This window comes from Streptomyces sp. NPDC012835 (assembly GCF_042900885.1).
In the GTDB taxonomy this organism is placed as follows: Bacteria; Actinomycetota; Actinomycetes; order Streptomycetales; family Streptomycetaceae; genus Streptomyces.
Map to the genome: position 1 here is coordinate 59,184 of NZ_JBIBBW010000003.1, position 11,968 is coordinate 71,151.

The following is an 11,968-nucleotide window of genomic DNA, read 5'->3' on the forward strand; positions in this document are numbered from 1 at the left end:
AAAGAGTGGCGAAATCCCCGAGGATGGTGTCTGACTATCTTCACCGACCGGGACGCCGATTTCGGCAAGCGCACTGCCATCGGCGTCGGTGGCGCTTTCCCAGGGAGACGATCAGGAACCTACGACCGCTCCTTGCTCTCCAAGGGTTTCACCCCACTCACTGGGCCGCTCCCACTCGCAGAGCTTGAAATACCGATGGGAGCAAGCCGGCGCTTTCTTTAAGACGACGGCCGCATGTCGGAAGTAGCCGGCCCACGATTGCTCCATTGCGTACGTCAGCTACGGTCCGAGCTGGCCTTGACGCTTTCCACTCTGGAGCAGTCATCTGGGATGCACCTACCAGCAGGCGCCGTCGGCGAGAAACTGAACCTGGAGAAGGACTCCGTGGGCATGCTGCTCGAGGCTGCGGCGTGGAGCGTTACGTGGTCGAGTCCTGGCAGTCTCCCGTTGCGTCCGAAGTCCTGGAAACACACTCTGTTCCATTTTTCGCGGGGCTACCCGACCTCCGGCAGATCGAGGACCAACAGATCGTGCACGACTACCGCCGTTTCCCAGGGATAACAGGCATGGACGCGATCGAGGTGGGGTGCGCATCTACCGTCACAGCGGCGGACCGTCCAGCCATCGCCTCTTCGCACATAACGCCAACTGCCATAAAGTGGAGACTGTTACCCAGGGTCAACATGGTCTGCGTGAACGAGTTCACCGGGAGTGTCACCACAGTCCAGTAGAAGCGAATGCGCAGGGAGGCGGACCTCTGGACATACCGGTACGACGCGAGCGCAGAGCGCAAGCTGGAACGCGTGGCGATGGTGGACAAGGAGTGCGAACAAGTCGACGACGGCTTGGATCCTCGGCTCGTCACCGCTCCAAGCAGGCCAAGCTGTGCCGGAACTTACCCTTCCTCACGAGCTCCACCGCGCTCGTCGCCGGCATGTACCTCACCCGTCCTCACTACAAGGTGCTAATCGGCAGCCCGCTCGCTCGGGGTCCTCATGATGGCAGGCACCTTAGGGACGAAGACCTGCCCAGGTATCTGAACAACACCACGTTCGCCACGCTCCTCAAGGACGGGTGGCTTGGTATGCGAGGCGCCAGCAGCGACTAAGTCATCGACTTGATCCTCCGCGTACCTGATGGCCCGGGGTCCGTCGCGGTCGGTCCATGGGAGCTCCGTAGCTCCTGGAACCGACGCTCCCCTTCGTGACTGCGGGTCGCTCTGTAGGTAGATGGCAGCATCTGCTTCCTGGTCCTGCATGCCGCCATGGAGGTGAACCCTCGGCACACCCTCCTCCGCGCCTACGGGGTGCGCCTGTTCGGGCCGCGAAACAGGAACATCGCTTCCCGGATCGACTCCAGGCCGAGCATCACCATCAGTTCCTGCTCCCATCATGCTTCCGGGGCAATGATGCAGCTTCGATGAGCATGAGCAAGTGGGTGACAAGTTCGCAGGCCTCGACACGATCACTCAGTCGATGTGCATCTGATCTCCGCCTATTACTTCCGAAGCTCTGGCAGGAGTCGGATGCCCTGAGGCCTTGGACGCATCCCCATCCAGCGCATACGCGAGCGCGAGCGCAATCCGCTCGATCCAGTTGAGGGCGTCCGTGACATCAGCCTCGCCGATCTGGCGGCGCTGCTTGAGGTCGCCGTCGATCAGATCCGCGTCGTGTGCGATCTGGTTGCGGCGGCGCAGCAACAGGATGTACTGGCCGCGCAGCCGTTTCTCGTCGTAGGAAGTCCGTCGCTGGTTCCACCGGTTCACCCACTTTGCCGCCTCCCGCCACACCTTGACATCAGTGACGAGCGCCATCACCTTTGCGATGGCGTCGGGGTTCTGCAGGGTCTGGCGGGAGATGTCCTGGCGCACCCGCTCCGCGACCACCTCGGCGGTGGTCGTTTCGCCCCGCTGCACCTTCTCCACGCAGTGCAGCGGCAAGAGATAGTCACGGAGCTTCCGCGGCATGTCTGGGTCGTCCTTGGCAGCTTCCTCAGCGACTCGGCGCAATACCTCCTCCTGCACCCAGTGTTCGAGGGCGGCGATGGACTGCACCCAGGCAGCCCGGTAGAAATCGCCGGTGTCGATGCCCTTGGGGCTGAGTACCTCCAGCGCCTGCCCAGCTCGCACCATCTGGCGTGCGTAGGACAGGTTCGTGACGAACGACTCGAACTGACGGGTCTGAGGGTGTTCGATGGCCATGCATACCTCTGTACGGCGCGTGGGAGGACGGGGAACCTAGAGACGTGAACTCTTGCATGTTCCTTGAACCGGGCAGACTCCGGTCAAGCGGCCGCGGATCAGGGTCAGTTTGTGGCTCGATCTGATCGGTTGTCTGCGGATCAGGCCCTTCACTCGCGCGGCAGGATTCTGAGGCCCTCCGCGATACGTACGAAGTCGGCCAGGCTGACGACTAGTGCCGCGAACGTGCCCGCTGGGCGATGCGAAGGGGGCAATGCTTGCCGGGAGGGGCACTAGGCACCCACCCATGTAGCGAAGCCCGTTCGCTACCTGCCGTGTGGCCCGTGAGCGTCGCCTCAGGGCTCCGCAACAGGCGGGCGAGCTACCATGACCAGTTGCGGGGCCGCGTGTTGCCCTGTCAGCCATGAAGCCATTTCACCGCCGGAGCCAAAGATGAGGTAGCAGGATTTGCCGTCCCCAGCGAGTTCGCGGGGCTGACCGAAGGGGATCCGCCGTTGTGACTGTCCCGGCTGCTCCATAACCGGCAGGACGCGTTGTACAGACAGTTCGAAGGGAACCTTCTGCATTGCCGTCCCGGAAGAGTAGTCGGCAGCGGCCGCGCGGGAGAGCAGGAGGGCTATAACGTACTTGGCATTTGTGGCCCTCCGACGCAGTGACGACGCCCCTTCCGGCCGTCCTCATACCTCTTCCGCTTCCGGCACGTCCACATCCGCGCCCAGCGACTTCGCGATGGCCGTGAACTCGGCCAGGGCGGACTGGAGGTCGCGCACGATCTCCTCGGCGATTACCTCTGGGTCCAGGTCCCTGTCCGCGTCCTCCAGCGCGGGGTCTTTCATCCAGGTGATGTCGAGGTTGACCTTGTCGCGTCCGATCAAGTCCTCGTAGGTGTACGCCTTCCAGCGGCCGTTGTCGTCCTCGTCGGCAACGCGGGCAGTCAGCGCCTCGCCCGTCTTGTACTTGGCGACGAAGTCGTCCAGGTGGGGGCGGGTCAGCGGGCGCTGTTTCATGGTGAAGTGCTGGCCGGTGCGGAAGTCGTAGACCCAGGTGATTGTGGTGTGCGGTTTGCCATCGGCGCGCGGGGGCTTCTTGTCGAAGAAGAGGACGTTGGCCTTGACGCCACCCGCATAGAAGATGCCGGTGGGCAGGCGCAGGATCGTGTGCAGGTCGAACTCGTCGAGCAGCTTGCGGCGGACCTTCTCGCCCGCGCCGCCTTCGAAGAGGACGTTGTCCGGGAGGACGACGGCCGCCCGGCCTTTCACCGCGGTCAATGACATGATGTGCTGGAGGAAGTTGAGCTGCTTGTTAGTCGTGGTGGCGGTGAAGTCGTCACGGTCGTACTGGACGTCCTCCTTCTCCAGGTTGCCGTCCTGGCCGATCACCGTGATCGCGGACTTGCGCCCGAAGGGCGGGTTGGCGAGGACGAGTGAAGCGTGCCGCCCACTCGGCTTCTCGGCGAGCGCGTCGCGGACGTCGATCAGGCTGGGGCCGTCGCTCTTGCCGATGCCGTGGAGGAGCATGTTCATGGCTGCGAGGCGGGCAGTACCAGTGACCAGCTCGTTGCCCCAGATCTTACGGCCGCTGTCGTACGCCTTGCGGGCCTCAAGGTCCATGTCCTTGATGTGGTGCCGGGTGATGTACGCGTGCGCAGCGATCAGGAACCCGCCGGTGCCGCAAGCGGGATCAGTGATGGTGTCGTCCGGACCGGGCCGGGTCACGTCCACCATCGCGTCGATGAGCGCGCGCGGTGTGAAGTACTGGCCGGCGCCGGTCTTGGTGTCGGACGCCCCCTTGGCGAGCAGCCCCTCGTAAGCGTCACCCTTGAGGTCGGTGCCGGTGACTGTCCATTCCTCGCGACCGATCAGCTCGACGACCAGCTTTTCGAGCAGCGCGGGCTTGGTGATCCGGTTTTGCGCGTCGGCGAAGATCGTGCCAATGGTGGTATGGGGCTTACGGCCCAAGTGCTCCAGAATAGCGCGGTAGTGCGCTTCGAGTTCCGCTCCGCGCTTGCTGACGAGGGACTTCCAATTGTAGTCCTCCGGCACGATGCCGCTGAGGTCGCGCCCCTCCCACGGGTCGTTCTCGATCTCGTCGACCATCTTCAGGAAGAGCAGGTACGAGAGCTGCTCTACGTACTCGATGGTGGACATGCCGTTGTCGCGGAGGACGTTGCAGTAGTTCCAGAGCTTGGCGACCAGAGTGTTGGTCTGGGCGGCAGCTTTCTTGGACTTGGGAGTCTCGGTGAGGGGGACACCTTCGACGGGGGGGGTGGCTGCGTCGTCTGTAGCGGGGGCGGTCACTGGAAGAGCTCCTGCTGAACGGTATTGACGGGATGAGGAGTTGGGACGGGGGCGGCGGCCTCGGTCGCCTTGGCCGTGGGGGCCGTCTTGCGGGAGCGCGCGGCACGCTTGGATTTTCGGGCGGGCTTGGCGGTGTCGCGCTCGACGGCGATGCGGGCGAGGAGGGCGGCGGCGGGTTCGTCGGTGGGGTCTTGGCCCGTCAGTCGCCCCTCGAGGGCAGTACGCAGAAGGCTGACGCGAAGCTGGTGCGCCTGGCGATCGGAACGCCGGAGAACGCTCCTCACTCGCTGAACTTCCTCCGACTGCGACTCCGCCTGCTCGACGATCGACCTCTGCTCGTCGAGCGAAGGAAGCGGAATCGGAAGCTCCGCCAAACGTGAGGCGTTCAGATTGAACTGACCAGCGGAAGACGCCGCAACTCGCTCGATATGCCTCCGCCAAATCCCGCTCTGCGTCACCAGTCGGACCCATCGAGGATCCACGACTTCGAGGTTGAGTCGAAACCTAATGAGATACGAAGCGAACGCAACGTCAGTATCTTCCTCAGCTACACCGACTCGCCCGATGAGACTCGGGCTTCCATTAGTGCGAACGAAAAGAACATCTCCGGAGCGTACAAAATAATCCGAGAGATCCACGGCAGGATCCTCGGCGAATTTCATATCCTCAGGATCAATTCCCCCATTCTGCACATTTGGAATTCGCAGAACAGGAGACCCAGAACCTTCATAGGAAGACTTAACGGATGTCCCATACCCTCGATCAACGGCAAGGTCACCGAGACTGACCGTCGGCCATCGCGAAGACTCGACGAAGCCAGGAATGCTGATCGGATCCGTGGCTTTCCATTTTCTGCCAGCTGAATCTTTAGTGCTTCTGCGCACTTCGTCCAAAGCCAACGGACGAGCAAACTCACTCCTGGAATCGGCATCGGCCACCGCACGGCTGTCAAGCAACTTTCCGAGCGCCTCGGCTCGCCGTGTTGCGGCTTCGACAGACCTAGCAGCCGCATCGAGCCGAGAGAGCTGCTCTTCAAGGGCCTCGACGATGCGGTGTTGTTCGGCGAGCGGCGGCACCGCGACGCCGACATCCTCGAACTCGCCACGTGTGACATGTACCATCCCAGACCCTTGAGTCCGGGACTGAATCACCTGCATCTTGTGCTGCAAAAGGTACCGAAAGAACTTCTGGTCCACGTAGGGCTTCACTTTGAAGATGTGCTGGTTCAAAGCGCCTTCTGGGCCTGTCCACTCGTACACACCCAGCGTGGCGGCCCACGAGAGCAGCAAGTCGCCAGTCTTCACAGTGTGGCGATCTTCCAACTCACCGTCGAAGTAGTTGAATGCGCTATTTGAACCGGTCAGATTCTGGATCCGAATGATTGGCCACCCGCTCTTGGACCACTCGGCCTTCCGGAAACCCCGACCATTCACGTACTCAGCCAGATCTCCCAGCGTTGAGGGGGCCCACCCCTCCGGCAACTCGCCCATACCCATGCTCAAGCCAGTTCCTGATTCAGTTCATCCAGCAGTTCCAGCGCCCGGCCCTTGTCACCGAAGGCGGTCGCGAAGCCGCGGCCGCCGCCCTTCGCCGAGAAGGGCAGGTGGCTGAAATCCTCGCGTTCCATGCCCACGTCCACCGCGATGGCATCCTTGATGCGGTGCAGCCACCACTGTTGGTCCTCGGTGAATCCGACGCCCGCCTGGTCCTGCCGCAACAACCAGCCCTCGAAGCGCTCCTCGACCACCGTACGGTACGGACGGAGTTGGTCGTCTACGCCGAGCGTGTAACGGACCAGGTTCATGAGGTCGCCGAGACCGGCCGACTTCGACAAGGATTCCGATGCCTTGCCGAGCAGCTCGTAGTGGTCCCAGATGATCTTCGGGGTCCAGGTCCGGTTGGTGGCCTTGATGGTGGCGAGCAGCTCGCGGAGATGAGCCCGTGCCTCTTGTGGACGGACCCGGGATTCGCTGCCGAGAATAACCTGGAGGGCGATCGCCTCCGCCGCCTGCTCGTCACGCCGACGGCTGTCCAGCAGTCGTCGCCACTCGGCGAGTTCCTTCTCCGCGCGTTCTTCTCGCGGAACCTCCGTCAGCCGTATCCCGACCTCGGTCGTCGCGTCGTACGTCAAGTCGTGTTGCTGCTTTATGCCGACAATCAGCTTGCGGAGGTCCGGGTGCGTGGTCAGGACTTCGACCGCGTCCTGAACGAGGCGCCGGGCTTGGTCCGCGCCGCCCTCCCGGTACGCCCGGTCTTGGGTGTCGACATCCACCGCGTCCGAGATTCGGCGGACCAGCTCGCCGAATGGGACGCCGCCCGATGCATGCTTGATCTGCTCACGCTCCTCCTCGGTGAGCTTGCGGTCCAGGCGGGCTAGGCGACGACCGAGCGTCTCGGCCTGTTCGGCGGTGATGGAGCGGCTGCCCGCCTTGTCCATGAGCTTGTCCGTGCTGAGGGTACCGGTGTCCGGCGGCAACATCGGCCGGGTGTCGACCAGCGGCGACGCGGTGACGCCCACCGCGTCGACTAGGACGAAACGGTCCTTGGCGAGGTCGGTCGCCGCCTCCGGCGTCACTGCCTTCAGCTCGTCGGCGTCGATTGTGCGGGAGCCGCGCCCCTTCATCTGTTCGAAGAGGACTGGGCTGCGTACGGCCCGCAGGAATATCACGCACTCCAGGGCGCGGACATCCGTCCCCGTGGCGATCATGTCGACTGTGACGGCGACCCGGAGCAGCGGCGAGTTCCGCAGGTCGTTGACGAGCTGCTCAGGGTCGTCGCCCTTGTCCCGGGACCGGTAGGTGATCTTATTGGCGAAGGCGTCACCGCGTCCGAAGACCTCCTTGACCTGCTTCAGAACCTCGTCGGCGTGGTCGTCGCTCGCCGCAAAGACAAGCGTCTTGGGTAGTTCGGCACGACCTGGGAACCAGCGCTGCCAGTTGTTCTTATAGGCGGTGAGGACGGCCCTGATCTCGTCCTCAGTGATCACCGTGCGACCGATCTGGCCGACCGTGTACGCGAAGTCCTCGTCCAGCTCCTCGTACCGCTGGGTGCGGGTCTTGCGGTCGCGGATACGGACCGTGGTGCCCTTGTCGATCTTCGCACCGCCAGCCTCCCGTACCGAGGTGTCCATGGTGACCACGTCGAAGTCGACGTTGACGCCGTCGGCGACAGCCTGCTCGTACGTGTATTCGGAGACCAGGTTATTACCGAAGAAGCCCTTGGTCTGGCGGGTGGGGGTGGCGGTGAGGCCGACCAGGTGGGCGTCGAAGTAGTCGAGGACGCCGCGCCACAGGCCATAGATGGAGCGGTGGCATTCGTCAATGACGATCACGTCGAAGGACTCAATGGGAACGTCCGCGTTGTACTCGACACTGATCGGGCGGTCGGTCATGTAATTCTCGTCGAGGGTGGAGGCGTCCTCGCGATCCTCGATCTCGCCCGTGTCCTCCAGCGGCTCGCCCTTGAGGAGGGAGTACATGCGCTGGATGGTGGAGACGACGACAGCGGAGGTCTCCTGGAGTCCGGTCCCTCCGAGCGTGTCGACATTGTAGAGGTCTGTGAACTTACGGTTCTCGTCCGGGGCACGGTACTTGTCGAACTCGGCCTTGGCTTGGCGGCCAAGGTTGTTCCGGTCCACGAGGAAGAGAATGCGACCCGCGCCCGCGTGTTTGAGCAGCCGGTACGCCTCGGTAACGGCGGTGTATGTTTTGCCCGCGCCGGTGGCCATCTGGATCAAGGCGCGCGGCTTGTCCTGGCTGAGGGAGTGTTCCAGATTGGTGATCGCTTCTTCCTGGGCCGCGCGAAGGTCGTGGGTTTCCAGGACCGGGAGCCCTGTGCGCAGGGCGGCGCGGAAGGTGGGAGCCTCCGGGCGCTCAGTGGCCCGCTTCATCCAGGCGGCGAAGGTCTCGGGCCGGTGGAAGGCGAACACCAGGCGGGAACGGGCATGCGGATCGAGGAGGTTGACGAAGAACGTCTCCGAGCCGGTGGTGGCGTAGCGGAAGACGAACGGTTCCTGCTTGCGCCAGACCGCCAGCGAGTGCTCCTTGAGGACGCCGGCCGCGTACCGCTCGTTCTGGGCAAGAGCCCCGGCCAGAGCGGTGCCCTCGCGCTTGGCCTCGATGACGCCGACGATCATGCCGTCGACGTAGAGGACGTAGTCGGCGCGGCCGGTGGCCAGGGTGAACTCGCGGACCGCAACGCCCTGGGAGGCGAGCGGGTTGAGATCAGCCCTGTCTTGGACAGTCCAGCCGGCCGTGGCAAGCATTTCGTCGATACGGACGCGGCCCTGTACCTCGTTGAGCGGTTCGGGCCGCTGCGCACGGGCGACGATCGCCTCGCGGGCGGCGGCGGCGACCGGGCGGGGCTTGAGGCGCTCCTGGTCGTAGCGGCTCCGCTGCTCACTCCGGAGCCGCTCGATCTCCTCCCGGTAGCTCGCCGCCTGGGCTTCCGACTCGGCGCGGGCCTGCTCGGCGGCCGCCGTCAGTTTCTCGGCTTCCTCCCGGCCGCGCCGCGCGGCCTCCAGGCGGTCGCCCGCCTCGCCGAGGCGGGTGCGGGACTCAGCGAGAGTGCGCTGGTGGTGGCCGAGCGCCTCGCGGAGCTCTTCGAGCTCGGCGGGCCCGGCCGCCACGTCACTCGGCAGCCGCGGTGGTACGAACGCGGAGATCTCGCGGACGCCGTCGATTGCACGGGAGAAGAATTGCCCGAGCCGGAAGCAGAGTTCGACGGCCTTGAGGGCCTTGCTGGTGTCGAAGAGGTGGTTGTGCGCGGCGTCGTTCCGCCCCCGGCGGAGAGTGTCGAAGGCGTCCCGGGTACGGCCCGGCAGCAGACCGGCACGTTGGAGCCCGACGAGCCGGTCGACCTGGCGGGCGCCCTCGACCCGCACCCCTGCCCGCTGGACCAGCTCCTCGGCGAGCACCTCTCCGAACTGGCCGGACGCGACATACGAGACGTTGGGGTTGGTGAAGACCGACTGTTCGGCCTGGGAACCGTAGATCGCGAGCAGGGGCTGCATCGCATAGAGACGCCCGAAGTTGGGAGACCTTCGGGCCGCTAGCCTCAGCTGCTCCGGGACCTGCTCACGACGCCGTGCCTGCCCGCTCATACGCTGCCGCTCCTCCATACGTTGCCACTCCTCGACCAGGCCACGTATGGCCCCCACCTGTGACAAGACCTTTCACCCTACGTCTGGCCGGGCGCTCCTCTTGGACGATTGAATCGATCACGTTGTCCAGCACTCGATAGAGCCGCAAGAGGGGTCCGTCCCAGATTGACGGCCCCCTCTTGGCCTCTGAACATCTTTACAGGGGTATTTGATTGAAGGATCAATTAAACATTGAAGCGGAACTCCACCACGTCCCCGTCCTGCATCACGTACTCCTTGCCCTCCATGCGCGCCTTGCCGGCCGCGCGGGCGTCGGCAACCGAGCCGGTTTCCACCAGGTCGGCGAAGGAGATGACCTCGGCCTTGATGAAGCCCTTCTGGAAGTCGGTGTGGATCACACCGGCCGCCTCGGGGGCCGTGGCGTTCTGCTTGATCGTCCAGGCGCGGGATTCCTTGGGGCCGGCCGTGAGGTACGTCTGGAGGCCGAGGGTGCGGAAGCCGACGTGGGCGAGGGTGGCGAGGCCGGGTTCTTCCTGGCCCACCGACTGGAGGAGTTCCAGGGCCTCCTCGTCGTCCAGTTCCGCGAGGTCGGACTCCAGCTTGGCGTTGAGGAAGATCGCCTCGGCGGGGGCGACCAGGGCGCGCTGTTCGTCCTTGAAGGAGTCGTCCGTCAGCTCGTCCTCGTCCACGTTGAAGACGTAGAGGAACGGCTTGGTCGTGAGCAGGTGCAGTTCGCGCAGCGGCTCGGACTTCTCCGTGCCCTGGACGATGCCGGCCGAGAAGAGCGTCTCGCCGGTCTCCAGGATGGCCTGGGCCTCCTCGATGGCCTTGACCTGCGCCACCACGTCCTTCTTGATGCGCGACTCGCGCTGGAGGCGCGGCAGGACCTTCTCGATGGTCTGGAGGTCGGCGAGGATCAGTTCGGTGTTGATCGTCTCGATGTCGTCCTTGGGCGAGACCTTGCCGTCGACGTGCACGACGTTCTCGTCCTTGAAGGCCCGGATGACCTGGCAGATCGCGTCCGACTCGCGGATGTTCGCCAGGAACTTGTTGCCCAGGCCCTCCCCCTCCGAGGCGCCGCGCACGATGCCCGCGATGTCGACGAAGTCGACCGTGGCCGGGAGGATCTTCTGGGAGCCGAAGATCTCCGCGAGCTTGTTCAGCCGGGGGTCGGGGACGCCGACGACGCCGACGTTGGGCTCGATGGTGGCGAACGGGTAGTTGGCCGCCAGCACGTCGTTCTTGGTCAGGGCGTTGAACAGGGTCGACTTGCCGACATTCGGCAGGCCGACGATTCCGATCGTGAGCGACACGTTGGCGACTTCCTGGAGTAAGGGCTGCTGGAGTACAGGGCGGAAAGGGGCCGGCCGGTAGGTCGCGGGCCCCGGCCCTGGGCGGGGACCGATCCCCCAGTTTACGGGCGCGCCGCCACGCTCCACGACGGGCTCCGCGCGGTCGCCCCCGGCGCCCGCCGGCCGCCCGTACGCGTCGAACCGCACGCGAAGGTCCGCCAAAGGGCGTGTCCCGCACCTGTTTCGTCCCCCTCGGCCGCCTACGTTGGTCGGGTGGAGCAGCAAAGGACGTATCAGCCCCCGCGCCGTCACCGGCAGCAGCGCCCCCTCGCGGCGCAGCGCGCCGTCGCCGGGGCCGCCGGCGTGCCCCAGGTGCCCGCGGCGCGGCGACGGCGGGTCGCCCCCGTGGTGGTGCGTCTGCGCAGACTGCCCAATCCCCGGTTCACAGGGCTCGGCGCCGGTCTGTTCGCGACCGCCACCATGCTCTTCTTCGCCTTCCTCGACCAGCTCCTCTTCGACGGTGCGCCGCTCGTCTACGGGCTGCTGTTCCTGCCGGTCAGCGCGGTGACGGCGCTCTGGGTCCGTACGGCCGATCTGGTGACGGCGCCGATCGCCGTGCCCATCGCCTTCGCGATCGGGGTGCTGCCGATCGCCGGGGGCGGCGAAGGATTCGGCGGGCAGGTCATGGGGCTGGTCACCACGCTGGCGGTGCACGCCGGGTGGCTGTACGGCGGGACGCTCGTCGCCGGGGTCATCGCCTCCGTGCGCAAGGTGCGGCAGATGGGCCGGCGGCAGATCGCGCGGGACGCCGCGGCCCGGGGCGGCGCGGGCAGGGGCCCCGCCGCCAGGACCAGCGCCGCGCCGAACGGTGGCGCCGCCACCGGTGGCGCCCCGCGCACGCCCCACGTCCCCCGGACCGGAACCGCCGGCTCGCGGAGCGCGCGACGGGCCTGAACCCGGTCGGCCCGGGCCCGAGCCCGGTCGAGGCAGGGGAGGGGCGACCCCGGCCCCCTCGGGAGGCGCGGTCCCGGCCCTCCCCCCTCGGGAGGCGCGATCCCGGCCCTCCCTACTCGGGAGG

6 protein-coding genes are annotated in these 11,968 nt (G+C 65.4%); 1 reads left to right on the plus strand and 5 read right to left on the minus strand.

Annotation, left to right across the window (positions count from 1 at the left end; all coding sequences use genetic code 11):
* Positions 1-1,468 precede the first annotated feature (1,468 nt).
* The 5 genes from ACFY6S_RS13590 to ychF all read right to left on the minus strand — a co-directional run bounded on the left by ACFY6S_RS13590 (position 1,469) and on the right by ychF (position 10,911).
* Positions 1,469-2,200, minus strand: a complete 732-nt coding sequence (locus tag ACFY6S_RS13590) for a hypothetical protein (RefSeq protein ID WP_388815468.1) — start codon at positions 2,198-2,200, stop codon at positions 1,469-1,471.
* 677 nt (positions 2,201-2,877) lie between these two features.
* Positions 2,878-4,497: an N-6 DNA methylase gene (locus ACFY6S_RS13595; RefSeq protein ID WP_388815470.1), complete on the minus strand. Its 1,620-nt coding sequence runs from the start codon at positions 4,495-4,497 to the stop codon at positions 2,878-2,880.
* Positions 4,494-5,993, minus strand: coding sequence for a restriction endonuclease subunit S (locus tag ACFY6S_RS13600; RefSeq protein ID WP_388817895.1), 1,500 nt, complete (start codon positions 5,991-5,993; stop codon positions 4,494-4,496). The genes ACFY6S_RS13595 and ACFY6S_RS13600 overlap by 4 nt, the downstream gene beginning before the upstream one ends.
* A gap of 2 nt (positions 5,994-5,995) precedes the next feature.
* Positions 5,996-9,508: a DEAD/DEAH box helicase family protein gene (locus ACFY6S_RS13605; protein ID WP_388815472.1), complete on the minus strand. Its 3,513-nt coding sequence runs from the start codon at positions 9,506-9,508 to the stop codon at positions 5,996-5,998.
* Between the two features lie 314 nt (positions 9,509-9,822).
* Complete coding sequence (gene ychF, locus ACFY6S_RS13610) at positions 9,823-10,911, minus strand: redox-regulated ATPase YchF (protein WP_388815474.1); 1,089 nt, start codon at positions 10,909-10,911, stop codon at positions 9,823-9,825.
* Positions 10,912-11,262: 351 nt separating this feature from the next.
* Between ychF and ACFY6S_RS13615 the strand changes: the two genes are divergently transcribed.
* Entirely contained in the window at positions 11,263-11,844 is a 582-nt protein-coding gene (locus ACFY6S_RS13615) for a DUF6542 domain-containing protein (RefSeq protein ID WP_388817898.1), read from the plus strand.
* The last annotated feature ends 124 nt before the right edge of the window (positions 11,845-11,968 follow it).